Below are 21,042 nucleotides of genomic sequence, written 5' to 3'. Positions count from 1 at the left end.
TGCTCATCTTGCTCTCCTTTATTTTAAATATTCTCGGGTTGATGAAACTTATCCCCATTTTCATCACTTCACCTATTTTATTTATTTCTCTCCTGATTTTATTTTTATATTTGAATGACCGAAGGAGATTTAAGGGGTTTTGAACAATACATAAAAGGTGCCAGACAAACGCCTGGCACCTTTTATGACTAGCGCAAGCAGCCTACCCCCTCGAGGTGAGGCCCCCAGGATGGGGGTCATGCAGACGTTGCCACAGGACAAGGAAAGCTACGGCAGCGATACATCGCACGACCGAAAGCGGTAGCTTTTGGGAGGACGTGGCGTTCTTAGTCTGCGTTCCTTCGTGGGCAAGGCGCTTGCGCTTTTCTATTTAAGAAAGCAAGCTCTCCATTTCATTAAGTTTTTCTTCAAATACTTTGCAGGCATCTTCAATCGGCTTGCTGTTCGTCATATCAACACCGGCTTTCTTTAACACCTCAATTGGATAATCTGAGCTGCCGGATTTCAGGAATTCAATGTATCTGTCAACAGCAGGCTGGCCTTCCTGAAGAATTTGCTTGCTTAATGCAGTTGCCGCACTGAAGCCTGTTGCATATTGATAAACATAATAATTATAGTAGAAATGCGGGATTCTGGACCATTCCAGGCCGATTTCCTCATCTATCACGATGGCTTCTTCCCCAAAATATTTCTTATTGAGTTCATAATATTCTTTCGTCAATGAATCAGCAGTCAAAGCTTCATTGTTTTGCGCCTTTTGATGGATGAGATGTTCAAACTCTGCAAACATTGTCTGGCGGAAAACAGTTCCCCTAAAGCCTTCAAGATAATGATTCAGCAAATACAAACGCTTCTTATCATCATCTATTGTTTTAAGCAGATAATCATTTAAGAGGGCTTCATTACAAGTAGATGCAACTTCTGCGACAAAAATAGAATAGTTTCCATATGGATATGGCTGATATTTTCTTGTGTAATAGCTGTGAACAGAATGCCCAAATTCGTGGGCAAGGGTAAATAGGTTGTTCACATTGTCCTGCCAGTTCATCAGTATATATGGATTAGTGCCATATGTTCCAGATGAATAGGCACCGCTTCTTTTGCCCTTGTTCTCATGAACATCTACCCAGCGATTTTCAAAGCCCTCTTTTAAAATATTCAAATAGTCCTCGCCAAGCGGCTTCAGCCCTTTTAAGATGAGATCTTTTGCTTCATTGTACGGGATTTCCATTTTCACTTCCTTCACTAATGGAGTATAAAGATCATACATATGAAGCTCCTCAACCCCCAGAACCTTCTTGCGGAGTTTGACATATCGATGCAGCAAATGCAGATTATCGTTAATGGTATTGACTAAATTTTCATAAACACTTTCGGGAATATTGTTCGCAGCAAGGGCAGCATGTCGCGCAGATTCATAATTCCGGATTTTTGCATTGAAATTATCCTTTTTAACATTTCCGCTTAGAGTGCTTGCGAATGTATTGCGGAACTTTCCATAAGTCTCATATACCGCTTTGAAAGCATCATGGCGGACACGCTGCTCATCACTTTCGAGAAAACGGATGAATCTTCCATGAGTAATTTCGACCTCTTCACCATTTTCATCTTTAATGGATGGAAACTCCAAATCAGCATTATTCAGCATGCCAAATGTATTGCTCGAAGCCCCAAGCACCTCGGAAGCCTGGGCAAGCAGGGATTCCTGCTCAGCAGATAATACATGAGGCCTTTGAAGATTAATTTCCTCAAGAGAATGTTTATATAATTGCAGCTCAGTTTTTTCCTCTAAAAACCCGGCAATCTTCTCTTCATCTTCAGCCAGCAATTCAGGAACGATATACGCGAGTGCACTTGCAGCTTCTGAATATAAATTTTTAATTTTGTCGTCCTGGCCCTGATAAAATGAGTTTGTTGTATCCTGGTCATAACGCATATGGGCATATGTATAAAGCTTCCCAAGGTGCGAGAGTAAATGATCCTGGAACTGCAGCGCTTCATATAATGTTTCAGCACTTTCTCCAAGCCTGCCTTGATACTTGCCTGCATTAGGGATTAGCTTCTGCACTTCATTATATTCCTTGTCCCATTCCTCATCAGAAGGGAAAATATCCTCCAAACGCCAGGTATCTTCTTGTGAAATCTCATTCCTTGCTGGAAGTTTCTTTACAGTTGTCTCATTAGCCATTCATTCATCCTCCATTCAAAAGTCCCATTACACTATCTTCTCTTTCAAGAAAAAAATTCCTTCTTTTCAAAGAGCGAATGTGCAAATCTTTGATTATTTTATGTTAAATAGATCTTTTTCATTTATTGCCCTGCAAAATGCTTTGCGTAATACCCCTATAAAAATCCTCCTCTCTTTGAAGAAGACAGGAGTAATTATCAGGCTCTCCATATGACGCAGTTCTTTTGTACAGACCGTTTCCAGTTTGTTTAACAATGTTTAAGTTAATAAGGATATCCAGATATTCTTTAACTGCCAAGACTTCGGATCCGGTTTGAATTAGTGGAATTGACCTGACTTTAATATCGCTATTCTTTACCCTATTGCGAAGGGCTGCAACCATTCGCGCATGAGAAAACGGTCTTTCTTTACCGATGACATCCATGTACAAGTAGGTCTGCCACTGAATGGGTGGGGTTTCAATAAATGGAGAATGACGGACAGGAAGGCCAATTTCAGGTGGGAGAAAAGCAGGAGCAATTGAGCGGGAGTATAAATCCTGAAGAAAGTTATTTTTATAAGCACTGCTATTTTGAGCTAGGAAATTCTTTATTTTTCGAATTTCATTTTTCCATTCACTTATGTTTAAATCATTTTTAAAATATGGGTCAAATAAAAAATCTGCATCAGCATGGTTAATTGTTTTCACATCGTAATGCGCGTAGGCATTTCTGACTGTTAGGGGCTGGATTTGGCGGACATTGATAAAGGACTTTGTATGGGGGCAAAATGAAGGGATTACCCATTTGCCTGAAGCTGTTTGCCGAAGAAAAAAGTACTGGAAACCAGATAAAGAAATTTTTGTTTTGCCAATCCGATTAATATTTTTTCCTGCCAGTATCCATATTGGAACTATACCTGACTGAAAATATGCTTCTGACCGTTTTTTAAATAACTCCTCTGAGATGATTGAACATTGAAATTCAAGAGCATAATTTACGCCTTCATAATGGACACCTATATCTGGCCGCTGGGAAATGTCCGGATAGTATGGCTCCAGAATTGGATTTAACCCTTTTTTCTTTAGCCATTGAAACAAAAGCAACTTTCCAGAAATATGGTATTCAGACTCCCTTTCAAAGCTTTCTGGACATTCAGAACCCTTTTTGTGGCTAAAATGCGGGATTCTCTTATTTCCGATCTTCATAATTACTTCCGCTTTGCATTCGGGGCAGAAAAAAGTGTGCTTTTCCCTATACTGTTGTAAATCCGGGATACTGTGTGAACCTAAAAGACTTATTCGAACCCCCTTCTCTGTTGCGGCAACTAACAAATGATCATCTCCTTTCTATGCTAAACGTTCTTTATTTAATTGCTAAATTCCTTTATATCTTGCAAAATCTTTTTGAGCTTTTTTTGTGCAAACATATACATATGTTCATTGCTGCAATATACACTGCAATATATAGTGTCTGACACGAGCGCCTTAACCAAAATAAAGCCGATTCCAAAAATGAAATCGGCTTTGCTGAACTACTTAAAATGTTTTCTCAGATTTTCAAAAACATCATTTTCTATAATCAATTTACCGTATTCCATTACACGGTGAATAGTTGTGCTCGTTTCGTGCCCGTACTCCAGGAGAATACTTAGCATGTTATCTATGTCATCCTCTTCAAAAAGCTCATCAGGGAACTCTGCGAATAAATAATACTTCCCTTCAAAGGAATATAACTTTGTAGTAATGGAATCAAGAATTGACTGCTTTGATAATGAAATAACGTCTTCAAAATCTTTAAATGATAATAAGAACTCGAGATCTCCTTCAAATCCAGGATCATCATCATCGGATTTACGGAAATGATGATCAAGCATTTCCTCTATATGTTCATCCACAGGCAAATCTTTCACTTTTTCATCCGGGACAGGAAGTTCAAACTTCTGGCCATCCTTTGAAAGCTGAGCCTTTGTTACAAGAACCTCCAGACCCTTATCCAATGCCTGAACCTGAATCCATAAAGGTCCTTCAACAAGAAATTCTTCCTCCTGATGGACTTCATCCATCATTTCCCAAAAGAGTTCCTCACTCCGCTCACGATTGTACCAAATCTCTTCACGGTCAAAGCCTCTTTCTTCTATATCAAGATAAGAAATATAAAATTTAACTGTATGATCATTAATACGTTCGATTTCCATGCAGCAACTCTCCCTTCTGGCTATGATTGAAGGGACTAAATACCCCCAGCAGTCATGTGTTATCCATTTACCCGTAAATCAATTGGCTAATCCCCGATTTAATTGAAGGTAAACTGTATTTTGTACCTTGTACTTTTATTTTATGACAAATTGAGCATAAAGGGAATTAAAAAGTCATATGTTTAGAAAAACCGTTAAATGCCTATATTGTCGCAAGATTTCATCCTTATCTAATCTGACTGTAACTATATATTCTCTTATTATATCCATTTTCCTTGTTCTTTTTCACATAACAAACAAAAAGACCTTCTTCTGTTGACAGAAAGAAGGCCTCTTAATTTTAAGTTGAATAAGTTTGTTATTTCACAATCTGGACTTGAGCTAATGTTTCAGTTTTAAATTGAACCAGTGTTAATTAACCATGCGCTGTGCTTCACGCAACTGGTAGGTGCGAACTTTTCTTGGAAGGAAACGTCTTATTTCGTCCTCATTATATCCAACCTGCAAACGTTTTTCATCAAGAATGATTGGACGGCGAAGCAGCCCAGGGTTTTCCTTGATCAGCTCAAATAAATCTTGGAGAGGCATTGATTCAAGGTTTACATCAAGCTTTTGAAATGTCTTTGAGCGAGTAGAAATAATTTCATCGGTTCCATCTTCAGTCATTCGCAGAATTTCTTTAATCTCATCAATTGATAGCGGTTCTGAAAAGATATTTCTTTCTTTATAGGCAATCTCATGTTCTTCTAACCATGATTTAGCTTTCCTGCAAGATGTACAACTTGGTGAAGTGTATAATGTGACCATTTTACAAATTCACACTCCTTAAATTAGACATATATGAAACTATCTGAGATTTATATTTGTTTAATCAAATATTTCTAGAGTTTTCTAGATTAAAATAACTTTAATCAAGGAATTTATATTATTTATTATACACCAAACAATATCTATTTGGTATAACTTTTTATAAATATGATAAAAGTATTAAACATTTATTAAACAAATGGATTAAGAATTAGAATCTACTTAATAAGACGAATGAACAAGCAAAAAGTTTCATTTTTATATCTTTTTGCTATAATTTCTTCCATAAAGTTTCTTAAGCCTATAGCTCAAGGCAATTTTATGTATTAAATTATTTTATTTATACTAAATTATTCTATATATACCCTTATGAATTTTGATTAAACCTAAAATTGATATTAACATTTTCTCAATTAATAAATGAAAATGAAAACACAGCCATTTACAAAAATGGCTGTGTTTTCCCAATTTTTAAAGATCCTCCAATACATCTGTCCCATTTTTATTTTCCTCATAGGTCAGGACCTCATCTACAGGCTGATAGGACTTCCCATAGAAATGTGCATCTCTGTATGTGTGTATCATTTCATATGTTTTCCTCATGGCTTCATAAATCACTTCTTCACTTTCATTCTCAGGGGACCAATATAGAATTTCCATTGTATTGATTTCATTGGTTGCAAGAGACCGGCGGCTGTATCCAATTGATTGTGCATGCTCAAACCCTTCTCTTTTATAGAACCGAAGGCGCTTTTCTGTATCCGTGTCTTCATAATCAACCGGTTCAACTTCCAAAATGATCGGCTTGCCTTTGGCTTTCAGCTTTTGAAGTAATTTATGGCCAAGCCCCTGTCCTCTGGATTCCTTCGAAACAAACAGATAATCAATAAACACAAAGTTATCCAGTTCCACATACATAAGAACATGGTGTGGACCTTCATCTTTATGATAAATGTCTGACCGTTCCTTTAATAAGGTTTCCATATGTTCTCTGGATTTCATTTCTTCAATAGGGAAATATTGATTCAGTTTTTCATACCAATGCATGGATCTTCTCCTTTTTTGCTCACAAACGATAAACTGTTTATAGAGCATGAATATTTATTCCAGCATGATAAGCTCCCAGCTTTCCTTTCCACTCACTTATAAATTTAGCCTTTTATACTATTTCCAATCAGATTAAGTATTTGTGGAATTACCCCTTTTAATACTGGAAAATTTCGAATAAAATAAGATTAGGGATGTTTATACACTAATCACAGGAAACTGTGAAAAGAAAGATGGAGGTTTATCATGGTTGGTTACATAACTGATTTAACAATTGTTGCGCTGCTCATAATTGGATTTACTGCCTTATTAGGTGTACTAACTAATGGTATTGGAGAAAAGGTATTTGGCGGTAAAAATAAATCCGAATTCGTGGATCAATCTGCAAGGGTGCAGACTGGATGGAAAAGCGTAGGCGGAAAGAAAAAGCAGTAACCTATGCCTCTATACTATGATACCGTATTCAAGATTGGTGTCAAATGATATGTAACTTAATTAATTGATAAACAAAGCCAGAAGGAGGCCAAAATAATCGGCCTCTTTCTGGCTTTTATGGTGTATAATCCACTTTTGGCGTATACGAATTACCCGCATTCCATAAAAGGAATTCATGAATTCCCTGTTCGTTCAGTGCCTTTATTTGAGCTTCAACCTCTGCTCTTCCATACCTCTTATAATTTCCGGCTCCTAAATATGAAGCTGTAAAATCCTGCAGCCACGGTCTTGAAACAGGTGGACTATCCAACTCTTCCAACTTCTTATTCTCAAGTTTTGCATATTCAGAAACCAGCTTATAAGGTTCCAGATCTGGTTTGGCAATTCCGAAATAGGAAGTCCAGTGGCTTGGATATATCATAGAAGAAATTACATCTACATGTTCTGAGATCTTAGAAAAATTTTGACCAATTCCTGGAGCTTCAGGGAGGGTAGCCGTGTAACCAAAGATATCAACCGATACCTTTACTCCATATGGCTCAAGCTGCTTCCTTGCATACTCAACAAAGTCTGTAACTGCACTTACACGCTTCTGAACATTTTCAATCCTAAGATTTTCATATTCACCCATACTGTATTTCAAAGAGCTCTCGCGGTGTTCAAACCCTTCAGGAAACCGAACATAATCAAACTGAATTTCCTGAAATCCCATTTTTGCAGCTTCAATTGCAATTCCCACATTGTAATCCCAAACTTCTTTTAAAAATGGATTTACAAATGATTCACCTCTGCCATTCTTCCATACTGTATTTCCTTCTTTATAAGACCATTCCGGCTTTTTATTTGCCAGGACAGAGTCTTTGAAAACAACTACCCGTGCAATCGGATAAATTTGTTTTTCTTCCATGACTTTCAGGATTTTTTTTGTATCCTTTATGTAAGGTTTTCCAATATCATTATATGGTGAGCTCTCTTCCGGAATATAAGTAAGATTTCCCCAATCGTCCTTAATATCAATCACCATCGCATTCAAATCGGTATCTTCCATCAATTTCACCAGGTTATTAAACTTTGCGCCGCCTGCAGAATGTCCGGTAACATATATCCCCCTTACAGCATCAGGATATTGAAAATGATAGCCGGAATCAAATTGAAATCGGCTTATTTTTTCTGGCAGCGCCTTTACAAGCGAAACATGTTCCCTTTGCGGATTTCGGCCTGGTTCCTCGTTTTCCTGTTCTTTTGCCTCCCCCGGCTGGGCAGAAATGAATAGACCTGACACTAACATTAAGGCAGCAGCAAAATGTACTGACTTTTTCAAATGTGATGCCCCCTTTATTGAAGTTCTGCTTGTTGTTACCTCCATTATAAAATTATCTCAATGAATTAAGAACTATATTTATACTAAATTATCTTTATTAGTGTTCTTTAAACCAATATTATTAAAAAATATTAAAATGCTGTTTGATTAAACAAATTGACGGAAAAATATAAATAATCGAAAATTATAATAGTAATATTCTAGAAAATGTTGTATTATATACTAAAGCTTACATTAGCGAATAAACGTGTTAAAGAGATATTTCTACTCTCTACATATTTGACTGAGTAATTTACATCTTGGCAACTCCTTTTTATTATAAAAAAGGATTAGCATAAGTTTAGCAAACACTTACTTTTCCAGGATGTAAAAAACGATCTCAGTTGAGATCGTTTTTTGTTATTTGGCATATTGGGCTTTTAATTCGTTATACTCTTTTTCAGAACAGTAAACAAAATGTCCCGGAGTAATTTCACGCATTTCCAGCTTTTCATTGTCAGCATAATTATGAACTGCTGGATCATAGGATTTTCTTCTGCGGGAACGTTCCGTTTCTGGATCCGGAAGCGGAATAGCTGACAGCAATGATTGAGTATACGGATGCATTGGATTGTTATATAAATCTTCAGCTGGTGCCAGCTCTACCAGTTTACCGAAGTACATAACACCGATGCGGTCACTGATATACTTAACCATTGATAAGTCATGAGCGATAAACAGGTATGTCAATCCTTTTTCACGCTGCAGTTTTTTCATAAGGTTTACTACCTGAGCCTGGATGGAAACGTCCAATGCAGAAATTGGCTCATCGGCAATAATGAATTCAGGGTCAACCGCAAGCGCGCGGGCAATCCCGATACGCTGTCTCTGTCCGCCTGAGAATTCATGAGGGTAACGGTTAGCATGCTCTTTGTTCAAACCGACTGTTTCTAAAAGCTCATAAACCCTCTCCATACGTTCCTTTTTGCTCTTTGCCAAACCGTGGATATCGATGCCTTCAGCAATAATATCGGCAACTGTCATACGCGGATTTAAGGAAGCATAAGGATCCTGGAAAATCATTTGCATTTTCCGGTTAAACTTTTTTAGTTCTTTTGCAGACTTTTTGCCGTGAACATCTTCACCTTCAAAAAGAACTTGACCATCTGTTGCATCGTATAATCTGATAATGGTTCGTCCAGTAGTTGATTTACCGCAGCCAGACTCACCTACAAGTCCAAGGGTCTCTCCCTTATAAATATCAAAAGTAATCCCATCAACTGCTTTTACCATATTTGGACGTCCTACATTAAAATGCTGTTTTAAATTTTTAATTTCGAGCAATTTTTCTGCCATTATTATTTTCCCTCCTTCACTAATACAGGATTTTCAAATGTGGAGGATAATTGGCGCATACGTCTTTTTACTGCTTCCGGCGGCTCAACCTTTGGAGCATCCGGGTGAAGAAGCCATGTTTTTGCAAAATGTGTTTCTGAAATTTGGAACATCGGCGGCTCTTCTTCAAAATCAATTGCAAGTGCATATTGATTTCTGGCTGCAAATGCGTCTCCCTTTGGAGGATTCGTCAGATCCGGAGGAGTACCAGGTATCGCAGCTAATTCAGCTTTATCATCATTTTCTAAGCTTGGCATTGATGCAAGCAATCCCCATGTATAAGGATGACGCGGGTCATAGAAAATTTCATCCACAGTGCCCATTTCAACAATCTGGCCAGCATACATTACAGCTACACGGTCAGCAACATTTGCAACAACACCCAGGTCGTGCGTGATAAAGATAATGGATGTATCCATTTTATTTTGAAGATCTTTCATAAGCTCCAGGATTTGCGCCTGAATAGTAACGTCAAGAGCTGTTGTCGGCTCATCAGCGATAAGCAGCTTTGGATTGGCTGCAAGAGCAATCGCAATCATTGCACGCTGTCTCATACCGCCAGAGAATTCATGAGGATATTGATTAACTCTTTTCTCAGGCATCGGAATACCAACAAGTCTCAGTAATTCAATTGCTCTGTTTTTGGCATCAGTCTTCGTCATATTTTGATGTTTAATCAGCACTTCCATTATCTGATTTCCAACTCTCATCGTTGGATTTAATGACGTCATCGGATCCTGGAAAATCATACTGATTTCTTTACCGCGAATTTTTTCCATTTGTTTTTCTGTTTTTGGTACGATGTCTTCACCATTCAACAGGATCTGCCCGCCTGAAATTCGGCCTGGCGGCATAGGTATTAATTTCATAATAGACTGGGAAGTAACACTTTTGCCTGAACCAGATTCACCAACAATCGCAAGCGTCTCTCCCTTATGAAGGTCAAAGCTGACTCCCCGGACTGCTTTTACTGTACCTCCATATGTTTGGAATGAGACTTCTAAATTTTTTACTTCAAGTAATTTTTCCATGTTCTCACTCCTTTATTTACGCATTCTTGGATCTAGAGCATCACGCAAGCCATCGCCAACTACGTTAAAAGCAAAAATCGTTAAACAGATAAACGTAGCAGGGAAGAATAAGCGCCATGGGTAGTAACGCATAGCCGGCAATCCATCATTGGCCATTGTTCCCCAGCTCGCTATAGGCGGTGTTAATCCAAGTCCAATAAAGCTTAAGAATGCTTCAGTAAAAATAGCAGAAGGGATCGTTAGCGTCATTGTGACTAGAATAGGTCCCATTGAGTTTGGAATTAAGTGTTTGCCCATAATTCTGCTTGTATTTGCACCAAGCGTTTTGGCTGCCAGGACATATTCCTGATTTTTAAGAGATAACACCTGACCGCGTACAATACGGGACATATTGATCCATCCTGTAATGGACATTGCAATGATCATAGTAGACAATCCCTGTCCAAGTACAACCATTAACAAGATTACTAATAATAAATAAGGTACACCATATAAAATATCGGCAAAGCGCATCATACCCTCGTCTGTGCGTCCGCCCTTATAACCGGCAATACCACCCCAAAGCACACCAATAATTAAATCAATTACAGCTGCAGCAACTCCAATGAAAATGGAAATTCGTGCACCTTCCCATGTACGGGCAAATACATCACGGCCCAGATCATCTGTACCAAACCAGTGTTCAGAAGAAGGCGGCTGGTTTTTGTTGCCCAGATCATTTGATGCATAATCATATGGAGTCATATATGGTCCAAAGATTGCCATGAAGATTAGCAGTCCTAATAATACTAATCCAAACAGGGCAAGCTTGTTTTTTCGAAATCGAATAAATACATCTTTCCAAAAAGAAAGACTAGGCTTTGAAATTTTTTCGGCTTCACCAAGCTGTGTTCCGACTAACTTGAACTTATCTTTCGAAATCTGCATAATTACTCTCCTTTCTTCCCGCCAGCAAGTTTGATGCGTGGGTCGATGATTCCGTATGCAATGTCAACAAGGAGAATAGATACAAGCAACAGAATACTGTAGAAAACTGTTACACCCATAATTACCGTATAATCACGATTGTTGATACTTGTTACAAAGTGTGCACCAAGTCCAGGAATACCGAAGATTCTTTCAATAACGAAACTTCCTGTTAAAATACCTGCTGTTAATGGTCCCATATAAGTTACAACAGGTAAAAGCGCATTACGGATTGTATGTTTTACTGTAATTACTCCACTACTTAAACCTTTTGATTTAGCAGTCTTAATATAATCATTCGCCAGAACTTCAAGCATGCTGGAACGAGTTAACCGGGCTATAAATGCCATCGGTGTTGATGCCAGTGCAATGGCTGGAAGAACACTGTGCATAAATGATTCCCATCGTGCTACAGGGAAAATACCCATTTTTATTGCCAGGAAATATTGCAGGAATGATGCCATAATAAAGGAAGGTACAGAGATACCTAATACAGCTACAATCATCGCTGTGTAATCCGGCCATCTATTGTGTTTTAATGCCGCAATGATTCCTAATAGAACTCCTACTGCAATGGCGATAAAAATGGCTTCCATTCCAAGAAGAAATGAAACAGGGAAACCATCATTAATCAGGTCGTTTACAGTTTGGCTTTTATATTTAAATGATGGGCCAAAATCCCAATTGACAATTCGAACCAGATACTCCCAATACTGTGCATACCATGGCTTGTCCAACCCAAAGTGGGCATTCAGGTTTGCTTCAATTTCGGGAGGAAGTTTTTTCTCAGATGCAAAAGGGTTTCCGGGTGCAATGCGCATGAAGAAAAACGTTGCTGTAACAATCATCCAAAGAGACAGAAGCATGTACACCAAGCGTTTTCCAATATATTTCGCCATTGTCAAACACCTCCAATTTATTACAATGCCTTAATCAGAAACGAAGGTATATGGGATTGAGCATCCCATATACCTTTCGTAAAGTTAGCTATGTTTATTCGAAGTGTGCCCACTTATACTGGACATCACCTAGACCGGATACTGCAACATCTTTAAGGTTCTCAGCCTGTACCCAGTTGTTAGTATAGAAATAGATTGGAGCTACTGGCATATCTTCCATGAAGATTGCTTCAGCATCCTTCAATAACTGCTGGCGTGCTTCAGGGTCAGTTTCTGTTGCAGATTTAGCAAGCAGATCCTGGAACTCTTTGCTTTCCCATCCAGTATTGTTGTTACCGCCATCAGCGTCACGGTACATTTCTAAGAAGTTGATTGCATCGTTAAAGTCACCCAACCAGCCCAAACGAGCCACTTGGTAATCCATTTGGTCTAATTTATCAAGATATACATTCCACTCTGAGTTATCTAGAGTTACTTCAACACCAAGGTTCTGCTTCCACATATCCTGAATTGCCTGGGCAATCTTTTGATGTGCTTCAGAAGTGTTGTAAGAAAGAGTTACAGCTGGAAGTTCAGAAGCATCTTTCAATCCAAGCTCTTCAAGACCCTTTTGTAAATATTCTTTTGCTTTTTCTACATCATTGTCAGAGAAATAACCTTTTTCATTCTCTTCAAACATTGATGGAGGGACAATCGCCATTGCTGGAAGCTGTTCACCCTGAAGGATGTTATCAATTAGCTCCTGACGGTTGATAGCATGTGCAAATGCCTTACGGATATTAACGTTATTAAATGGTTCTACAGTTGTATTAAACTTGTAATTGTAAATACCTGCGATTGGTTGAGTAACTAAGCGGCCTTCGTCTTTAAGAGCCTGCATAGCGTCAGTTGGAAGGGCACCTGTTGGAGCTCCAGCCCAATCTAGTTCGCCGTTGTCAAACATAGATAATTCAGTATTAGGATCATTGATCATAATCATTTCAATGCTGTCCAGCTTAACTGTTTCAGCATCCCAGTATGTTTCGCTCTTCTCAAGAACGATCTTGTCACTGTGAGCCCATTCAGCTAAATGGAAAGGACCGTTAGTAGTGAAATTTTCACCAGCGTCAGTTGCCCATTCTGGGTTAGCTTCAGCAATCTTGCTGTTAACTGGCAGATAAGTATAGAAAGCAGTTAATTCTTCAAAATATGGTGTTGGGTTTACTAATTTAACTTCTAAAGTTTTCTCATCGACAGCTTTAACACCAACAGCATCCTTTTCACCTTTGCCTGTGTTGAATGCTTCAGCGCCTTCAAGGTAGTAAAGCTGGTAAGCATAAGTTGAGTTGTTGGCAGGATCTAATGCCCATTTCCAAGCATATTCAAAGTCTTTAGCGATTACAGGGTCGCCATTTGACCATTTAGCATCGCGAATTGTGAAAGTATAAGTTTTTCCATCTTCAGAAACTTTGATGTCTTCTGCCATTGCATTTTCAGGTTTGCCCTCAGGACTGATGCGAGTAAGACCTTCTAAGACATTTCGCAGAACAGTTCCAGAAGTTGAATCCTGTGCTAAACCTGGGTTTAAAGATGGTGGTTCAGTGTTGATATTTACTCGTAGTTCCTGCGGTACATCGGACTTTCCGCCGTCATCTCCGCCTTTGTCGCCGCCATCAGCATTGTCTCCGCCGCCGCTGCATGCAGCAAGGAACATGCTTAGCACAAGCAGCATGCTAAAAAAGATCGATAATCTTTTGTTCACGGTAGTAACCCCCTATTTAATTTCCTCAAACAATATCCTTACGCTTGCCTTTCACAAAAAACACAACTGTGCGCCCCAGATATATTGCTCAAATAGTCTGTTAATTAAATTTAAAAAATTTGCAGACTATTTAAAAGGCAACAAAAAAAGCAAGTTTATATTCTCTTAAAGATAGATTATCCTTATATTCTGACAATTCAGATCAAAAGAATGAATCTATAATATGTAAGCTATAAACTTACTCAATATGCACCATACTCTCGCTATCTGGAGTGATATAGTTTTGTTTTAAATGTAACAAATTCGTAAAGATTATGTTTGTTACGTTTATTATAAATAGTTTAAAAACTTATTGCAAGTGGCTTTTGTACATGCAATCCAATCGAGTATGACATTTTTCGTCAAAAAGTCTTATAAATTAAGATTTTTGAGATTATAAAAATTTTTTCTTTTAAGATTTTTGCTATTTTAATAGGAATTATCACCCATATATTGTGAAATACAGCTTTGAAATAGAGGCTATCGATGACTTTCATTTTTCCTTTTATTAGCTTGATTTTTGTATCCGGATAGTTTAACTTATTATATAATACAAATATAAATTAATTATCTAGTCGGCAATGAAAAAAGAGTAGTACATTTACTGAGGGTTTAACAGAGAGTCTGTGGAGGGTGCAAACAGGCAGCCCGGTAAATCGAATGGACTTTTGAGCTTCTGAATTTTTCAGGCGTTTCCCTGCGTTATCGGGGACCTATGCATTATTCTGCATAGGGCAGAGTGACTCAGTATTTGAGTAATTAGGGTGGCAACGCGGACCATTCGTCCCTATTTTATAGGGATGAATGGTTCTTTTTTATGCTTTTTTATGCTTACAGCACAAATATTGCTCTTCACTGCCTGTCAATTCATGATCTTTTAAGCCGATTAAAGGAGGAAAAACATGAAAACTATATTTTCCGGCATCCAGCCCAGCGGGACAATTACCCTTGGAAATTACATCGGTGCCATGAAGCAATTTGTTGAACTGCAGAATGACTACAATTGCTATTTTTGCATTGTTGACCAGCACGCAATAACAGTACCCCAGGACAGACTGGAATTAAGAAAAAACATCCGAAGCCTGGCAGCTCTATATTTGGCTGTTGGAATCGATCCTGAAAAATCCACCCTATTCATCCAATCGGAAGTTCCAGCCCATGCCCAGGCAGGATGGATGATGCAATGTGTTTCTTACATCGGTGAGCTCGAACGCATGACCCAGTTCAAAGACAAATCAGAAGGTAAAGATGCTGTATCTGCAGGACTGCTGACCTATCCCCCTCTGATGGCTGCAGATATCCTTCTATACAACACTGACCTGGTTCCTGTTGGAGAGGATCAAAAGCAGCACCTGGAATTAACTCGCGATCTTGCAGAAAGATTCAATAAGAAGTACAACGACATCTTCACTATTCCTGATGTAAGAATCGCCAAAGCTGGCGCTAGGGTTATGTCCCTTCAGGATCCATTAAAGAAAATGAGCAAGTCTGATCCCAATAAAAAGTCATTTATATCATTATTAGATGATCCAAAACAAATTGAAAAGAAAATAAAAAGTGCCGTAACAGATTCTGAAGGCATTGTTAAATATGATAAGGAAAACAAACCGGGAGTATCCAATCTCCTTTCCATTTACTCAATCCTTTCAGGGAAAACTGTTGCGGAAATCGAAAAAGAATACGAAGGCAAAGGATATGGAGATTTTAAAGCCGGCCTGTCAGATGTTGTTGTTGGAGCAATTAAGCCTATTCAGGATAAATATTATGCGCTAATGGAATCGGAAGAACTTGATCTTGTTCTTGATCAGGGAGCTGAAAAAGCGAATAAGTCTGCATACAAAATGATAAAAAAAATGGAAAGTGCCATGGGACTCGGCCGAAAGAGATAAGAAAAGCGGAAGGCGCCCGCTTATCGGCTTATGACCTCGAGCCGATGGCGCCTGGAGCTAGACAGTTATCTAAGTTTAGAATTTATACATTCCTTTCCTTAAATAAAAAACAGCCTTTTGGCTGTTTTTTATTTTAAACTAATTCACTTTTGGACCATGCTCCATTTCCCACAACTTCTCAAAAAACGGCTGTCCTTTTATTAAATTTTCACAAAACTTTTCGTGTTTACCTGACCAGCCGTATTTACTTTCATCGTAAAGTTCATACCATGCCTCTTCGAAATTCATTGACTGTATTTTCGAATAGCGTTCCGGGCTCCACTCCGTATACCAATAACGGATCTCAGCATCATTTTTGGAGGAGTGAAGCTGATCCAGCGCCATAAACAGCAGCTGCTTAAGCTGTCTTTCTTTTCTCGTCAGGCCTGCCATCAAATCCGGAGATGGAGAAAGGATATGAAATTCCTTTAATGCTGTTTGATCATTAAATGAGTAGTTTGCCGCTTCGTGATTTTCAAGCATTTCATATGCCAGCTGCTCCTGCCGGGGGATAAGTCTGCTTTTCCTGATAGGGATATTGTAGCCGATCGTATCGACTGCCAATATGCCTGTCCCATCTGATACAACAAAGCAATACTCCAATTGAATGCGTTCATGATTTTTCCTTAAGTAAGCTTTTTGATAAATATCATCTAGCAGTTGTTGTGGCAGCTCAGAAAGATCATTTTCAATATAATTAAAAAGAACCGGGTCAAGCTTCAGCAGCGGAACCTGATCAAGCAGTTCTACGCCGTCATCTTTTCTCCATTCATGAAAATGGCATACATTGTATCCATTCTCTTCTCCTTCAAACCAATTCACCCAAACATCATGAAGATACAACATTTTTCAACCCCCACTTCAACAAACTATTTGTCACTCAGTATGGGCAGTAAGCAGTAAATTTATTCCTATATTGCACTCGCAATCCATTTTTTGTAATAAACTTTGAAATGACATTGCTGAAATAAATACCTTCCCTTTATTCATTCACACTTGAATAGGGAAAATATATGCTTAGAGTTATAATAATGATTCCGATCGGAAGCAAATAACATTCTGGACGCGAGATAATAAAATTGAAATATTCTTTAAAGGTATGTCCAGTTGTAAGCAAATTTAAATACCCTATTACACTGACTCCTCCTGAAACAGAAATCCCAAACCCGGTTAAAAGCCAAAATGCCCTAAATAACATATTCTTTACTATATGCGTGAGTCCCAAAAGGATTTAATGCTGCCATAAACTCACTCCCAGTCTTTTTTTACATATATATGAAGGAATTTGTTCGGATATGTACAAGCTATTGTCCTGTAGACAACAAAAAAAACGCCTGATTGTAGGCGTTTCTTTGCTATCTGTTGGATTTAGGATTGAAGGCATCTTTTAAGCCTTCTCCAATGAAGTTGATCGATAGGATGGTAAACGTTAAAACCGCAGCTGGCGGAATCCATATCCACCATTTACTGGTTAAAACATCCGGACTTCTTGCTTCCTGAAGCATATTCCCCCAGGTAGGGATGTTGATCGGAACACCGAATCCCAAGAAACTTAGGCCTGTCTCAGCTACAATCATCGCTGCCAGTGTAATGGTCGCCTGAACGATAATGGTTGACATTACGTTCGGCAGCAAGTGTTTAAAAATGGTCTTTGGTGCAGAGCATCCGATGGAAACCGCACTCATAATATATTCATTTTCCTTCTCAGCCATGACCTTGCTTCGCACAAGACGGGCAGTTCCTGTCCAGCTGAGTACACTTATTACGAATATAAGGGTTCCTGTACTTGATTCGATAAAAATTGATTTTAATACGATAACAAATAGCAGGAATGGGAAGTTCATCATAAAGTCTGTGAATCTCATTAGGGCATTATCGACCCAGCCGCCAAAATATCCCGCAGTAGCACCAACAAGAGTACCAATAGTAATAACAGCAAGCGTGATAGAGAATGCAAGCAAGAGTGAAGTCTTGCCGCCGTGCAGAGTTCTGGCAAAAACGTCTCTGCCTGACTTGTCGGTGCCAAAATAGTGATCAGCAGATGGTTCTTTGCTCATTTGTGTTAAATTGATCTTAGCTGTCTCCTCAACCGGCATAGTTAGCGGCTCAGCCAATATGGACATTGCACAGACCAGCAGCAGGAAGACCAGACTGATCATTGCCACTTTATTGCGCAAAAACTTGCGGCGGGCGAGAGCCCATGGTGATTGACTCTTCGGCGGTTTAACAGGTTCTGCTAAACCAGGCGAAGTTTGCTGTGAAATTGATGGTTCCATACTCTCACCTACCTAACTTAAACGAATACGCGGATCTACTAGACCGTATAGTAAATCTGCAACTAAATTTCCAATCAGGGTCAAAATTGTAAGCATCATGGCTATAGCCATCATGACAGAATAATCACGTGCATTAACTGATTCTACGAATAAATAACCGATGCCAGGGTATGTGAAAATAGTTTCTGTAATAATTGCCCCTCCAAAAAGATTGGCAATATCGAATCCAAGTAAAGTAACAATAGGTATGATTGAGTTTCTTAGAATGTGCTTATTATAAATCGCAGATTCTTTCGTACCTTTAGCTCTTGCTGTACGAACATAATCCTTGCGAGAGCTTTCGATCATATCATTTCTTAAGAACTGTGTGTATGCGGCTGTAGCCATGGCTCCCAGGACAATAGCCGGCAATACTGTATGTTTTGCTTTACTTAAGTAATATTCCAATGTTCCTGCTTCTACCCCGCTGCCGATACTTCCACTGGCTGGAACCCATCCAAGATTGATGGCAAAAACATAAATGGCAACCAAAGCTGCAACAAAGCTGGGAATTGCAAGTGCTAGATAGTTAAAAGCTGATATTAAATAATCGCCCATGCTATAGGCAAAACGCCCAGAGTATCTTCCCATTAGAAAGGCCAATAAATAAGTGATAATTAGTGCTGATATTCCTAAAATGATTGTGTTCGGCAAACGGTCACCAATTAATTCCATAACCGGGCGCTTATGAACAAATGAATCTCCAAAATCTCCTTGGACCACACCACTCATCCAGCGGACATACTGTACAGGAATAGGATCATTCAATCCCATCTGCTCACGCATTTCTTCAATATACTCCGGATCTGAGTTTAAAGGGTCAATTTTTCCAGATAGTGCATCACCAGGCATTAGCTTCGCCAGTGTGAAAACCACTACTGAGATAAGGAAAATTATTGGAATCATACCTATGAGTCGTCGAATTGTGTACTGTAGCATTTCCATTCCCCTTACCAAACAAAAATTTATTCGCTGGTTAAACCTGTATTCCTTGGGAGAACAAAATCCCTCAAGGAATACAGGTTCCTTTATCCTATTACTCTACAATGTGCCACTTGTGGAACTCATCAGTTCCAAATGGAGTTACTTTAACTCCGCCCACACGCTTGTTGATCGCCCATGGATCTACACGCTGTTCGAAGAAGATGATTGGCAATTCTTCGTTAACAAGCTTTTGCCATTCATTATAGATTTCCTGACGGTGCTCTTGAACATCTTTACTGGAGTCTTCAGGGAATGTTACACCCTTTTTAATAAGAGCATCAGACTCTTCGCTGTACCATCTCCACATATTCCATTTGTCAGTAGACAACCAGATGCCAGCTGGATCTGGGTCATTAGCAAGTCCCCAAGCACCCATAAATGTTTCAACAGATGGGTCATCTGCTTCAATAGTGTCATAGAATAGGTTGAAATCTTTTAATGAACCGCCGTTTAGCTTAGCATTTAAGCCAACTTCCTGCCAGGATTGAAGGATGAATTGAGCACGTGCCTCTGAAGTTTCAGCACCCGCCATTGCATCAAAGTTAATTGTGAATGGCTTGCCTTCTGGATCTTCACGGAAGCCGTCGCCGTCCTTGTCAACATATCCTGCTTCGTCAAGTAATTTCTTTGCTTTTTCTGGATCATATTCATATGGATTGATTTCTGAATCATCAATTTTTGCCCATGATACTGATGGGAAAGGAGTGTTTAATGGTTTTCCTAATCCGTTTGCAAAGCCATCGATAAATGCCTGACGGTCAATTGCATGTGCCATAGCATGGCGAAGGGATTTATTTTGGAACTTCTTGTTATCTGAAACTACTACACCTTTTTTAGTGTCATAATGACCCCAGTCAAAAGCGATATAGCTGTAAGACATTGCATCAGCTTCTACTGGATTTACATTGTCAAGAGCTTTAATAGCTTCCCACTGATCCTTTGGAGCTTCAATAACATCGATTTCTCCGTTTTGCACTAAACCTTGCGCAAGAGAACCATCAATAATTTTGTAAACTACACCATCCAATTTAGCTGGTCCTTGCCAGTAATCATCAAAACGCTCAAATTCAATCATTTCACCAGGTACGATGTTTTTCACCTTAAAAGGACCTACACCGATTGGGGTTTTACGGATTTGATCCGAGTCTGGAAGCTCTTTAGAAGAAATATCCCCGTAATGATGCTTTGGCTCAGGATAAATCCAAATATTTTCCAATAAGTTAACAGAAGGCTCAGTTACTGTCACTTCAATTGTATAATCGTCAATTACCTTGATACCTTCAATTGTCTCAGCTTTTCCGTCTTTATATTCTTGAGCACCTTTGATCATTGCAACGTTAGCAAAACGAGCACCTTCATATGTTGGATCAGCAATTAAATACCATGCAAATTCCATATCTTCTGCAGTTAATTCTTCACCATCATGCCATTTAACCCCTTGCTTAAGCTTGAAAGTTAATTTAGTCTTGTCTTCAGATAACTCATAATCTGCCAGATTCGGTTCAGATACAAGCTCATCATTTACTTTAAGCAAACCTTCATGCATAAACTGAAGAGCATTAACATCATCTTCACCCTCATAATAAGCATAAGATAAAACACCTTTAAATGGCTGAGTATAACCGAATGTTACTGTTCCACCCTCTTGAGCTTCTCCTGATGCTTTCCCATCATCCTTTGGTTCCTTTTCAGTGCTGGCTTTCTCCCCCCCGCCGGAACATGCTGCCAGGAATACAGACATGACAAGCAGAAGCGAAAGCAGCCAAAATGCTGACTTCTTCATTGGTTTCCC

At 38.9% G+C, this 21,042-nt stretch carries 17 protein-coding genes and 1 other annotated feature; of the genes, 2 read left to right on the top strand and 15 right to left on the bottom strand.

Annotation, left to right across the window (positions count from 1 at the left end; all coding sequences use genetic code 11):
- Positions 1-370: 370 nt before the first annotated feature.
- The 5 genes from pepF to IRB79_RS08690 all read right to left on the bottom strand — a co-directional run bounded on the left by pepF (position 371) and on the right by IRB79_RS08690 (position 6,217).
- Positions 371-2,188, bottom strand: a complete 1,818-nt coding sequence (gene pepF / locus IRB79_RS08710) for an oligoendopeptidase F (protein ID WP_243508107.1) — start codon at positions 2,186-2,188, stop codon at positions 371-373.
- Positions 2,189-2,306: 118 nt separating this feature from the next.
- Positions 2,307-3,500: a competence protein CoiA gene (locus IRB79_RS08705; protein ID WP_243508106.1), complete on the bottom strand. Its 1,194-nt coding sequence runs from the start codon at positions 3,498-3,500 to the stop codon at positions 2,307-2,309.
- A 200-nt stretch (positions 3,501-3,700) separates the two neighbouring features.
- Positions 3,701-4,363 carry an adaptor protein MecA gene (gene mecA, locus IRB79_RS08700; RefSeq protein ID WP_243508105.1) on the bottom strand — a complete coding sequence of 221 codons (663 nt, stop codon included), beginning with the start codon at positions 4,361-4,363 and terminating at the stop codon, positions 3,701-3,703.
- A gap of 411 nt (positions 4,364-4,774) precedes the next feature.
- On the bottom strand, positions 4,775-5,170 hold the full coding sequence (spxA, locus tag IRB79_RS08695; RefSeq protein ID WP_009331204.1) for a transcriptional regulator SpxA: 396 nt from the start codon (positions 5,168-5,170) through the stop codon (positions 4,775-4,777).
- 471 nt (positions 5,171-5,641) lie between these two features.
- Positions 5,642-6,217 (bottom strand): GNAT family N-acetyltransferase, encoded by a 576-nt coding sequence (locus tag IRB79_RS08690; RefSeq protein WP_243508104.1) that lies wholly within the window; start codon positions 6,215-6,217, stop codon positions 5,642-5,644.
- 246 nt (positions 6,218-6,463) lie between these two features.
- On the opposite strand from IRB79_RS08690, the gene IRB79_RS08685 reads away from it, so the two are divergent.
- Positions 6,464-6,652: a hypothetical protein gene (locus IRB79_RS08685; protein ID WP_159868752.1), complete on the top strand. Its 189-nt coding sequence runs from the start codon at positions 6,464-6,466 to the stop codon at positions 6,650-6,652.
- Between the two features lie 115 nt (positions 6,653-6,767).
- Here the strand turns inward: IRB79_RS08685 and IRB79_RS08680 are convergent, their stop codons facing one another.
- From IRB79_RS08680 to IRB79_RS08655, 6 genes are all read right to left on the bottom strand, one after another.
- On the bottom strand, positions 6,768-7,973 hold the full coding sequence (locus IRB79_RS08680) for a putative glycoside hydrolase (protein WP_243508103.1): 1,206 nt from the start codon (positions 7,971-7,973) through the stop codon (positions 6,768-6,770).
- Positions 7,974-8,372: 399 nt separating this feature from the next.
- Positions 8,373-9,308 (bottom strand): ABC transporter ATP-binding protein, encoded by a 936-nt coding sequence (locus IRB79_RS08675; RefSeq protein WP_243508102.1) that lies wholly within the window; start codon positions 9,306-9,308, stop codon positions 8,373-8,375.
- Between the two features lie 2 nt (positions 9,309-9,310).
- A complete protein-coding gene (locus IRB79_RS08670; protein ID WP_243508101.1) occupies positions 9,311-10,378 on the bottom strand; it encodes an ABC transporter ATP-binding protein in 1,068 nt (355 codons plus the stop codon).
- A 12-nt stretch (positions 10,379-10,390) separates the two neighbouring features.
- Positions 10,391-11,308, bottom strand: a complete 918-nt coding sequence (locus IRB79_RS08665) for an ABC transporter permease (protein WP_370224732.1) — start codon at positions 11,306-11,308, stop codon at positions 10,391-10,393.
- Complete coding sequence (locus tag IRB79_RS08660; protein WP_243508100.1) at positions 11,308-12,243, bottom strand: ABC transporter permease; 936 nt, start codon at positions 12,241-12,243, stop codon at positions 11,308-11,310. Before IRB79_RS08660 ends, IRB79_RS08665 begins: the two co-directional genes overlap by 1 nt.
- A 94-nt stretch (positions 12,244-12,337) precedes the next feature.
- Positions 12,338-13,984, bottom strand: a complete 1,647-nt coding sequence (locus IRB79_RS08655) for a peptide ABC transporter substrate-binding protein (protein WP_243508099.1) — start codon at positions 13,982-13,984, stop codon at positions 12,338-12,340.
- Between the two features lie 611 nt (positions 13,985-14,595).
- Positions 14,596-14,815, top strand: a binding site (T-box leader).
- 110 nt (positions 14,816-14,925) lie between these two features.
- On the opposite strand from IRB79_RS08655, the gene trpS reads away from it, so the two are divergent.
- On the top strand, positions 14,926-15,912 hold the full coding sequence (gene trpS, locus IRB79_RS08650) for a tryptophan--tRNA ligase (protein WP_243508098.1): 987 nt from the start codon (positions 14,926-14,928) through the stop codon (positions 15,910-15,912).
- A 138-nt stretch (positions 15,913-16,050) separates the two neighbouring features.
- Here the strand turns inward: trpS and IRB79_RS08645 are convergent, their stop codons facing one another.
- From IRB79_RS08645 to opp4A, 4 genes are all read right to left on the bottom strand, one after another.
- A complete protein-coding gene (locus IRB79_RS08645) occupies positions 16,051-16,797 on the bottom strand; it encodes a YjbA family protein (protein ID WP_243508097.1) in 747 nt (248 codons plus the stop codon).
- 509 nt (positions 16,798-17,306) lie between these two features.
- Positions 17,307-18,227, bottom strand: coding sequence for an oligopeptide ABC transporter permease (gene opp4C / locus IRB79_RS08635; RefSeq protein ID WP_243508096.1), 921 nt, complete (start codon positions 18,225-18,227; stop codon positions 17,307-17,309).
- 12 nt (positions 18,228-18,239) lie between these two features.
- On the bottom strand, positions 18,240-19,205 hold the full coding sequence (gene opp4B / locus IRB79_RS08630; RefSeq protein WP_243508095.1) for an oligopeptide ABC transporter permease: 966 nt from the start codon (positions 19,203-19,205) through the stop codon (positions 18,240-18,242).
- A 97-nt stretch (positions 19,206-19,302) separates the two neighbouring features.
- Positions 19,303-21,033 (bottom strand): oligopeptide ABC transporter substrate-binding protein, encoded by a 1,731-nt coding sequence (gene opp4A / locus IRB79_RS08625; RefSeq protein WP_243508094.1) that lies wholly within the window; start codon positions 21,031-21,033, stop codon positions 19,303-19,305.
- Positions 21,034-21,042 lie beyond the last annotated feature (9 nt).

The sequence above is a fragment of the Cytobacillus oceanisediminis genome, assembly GCF_022811925.1.
Lineage (GTDB): Bacteria > Bacillota > Bacilli > Bacillales > Cytobacillaceae > Cytobacillus > Cytobacillus oceanisediminis_D.
The sequence above is the reverse complement of the archived record's forward strand: the minus strand, read 5'-3'. Positions and strand labels throughout refer to the sequence as shown.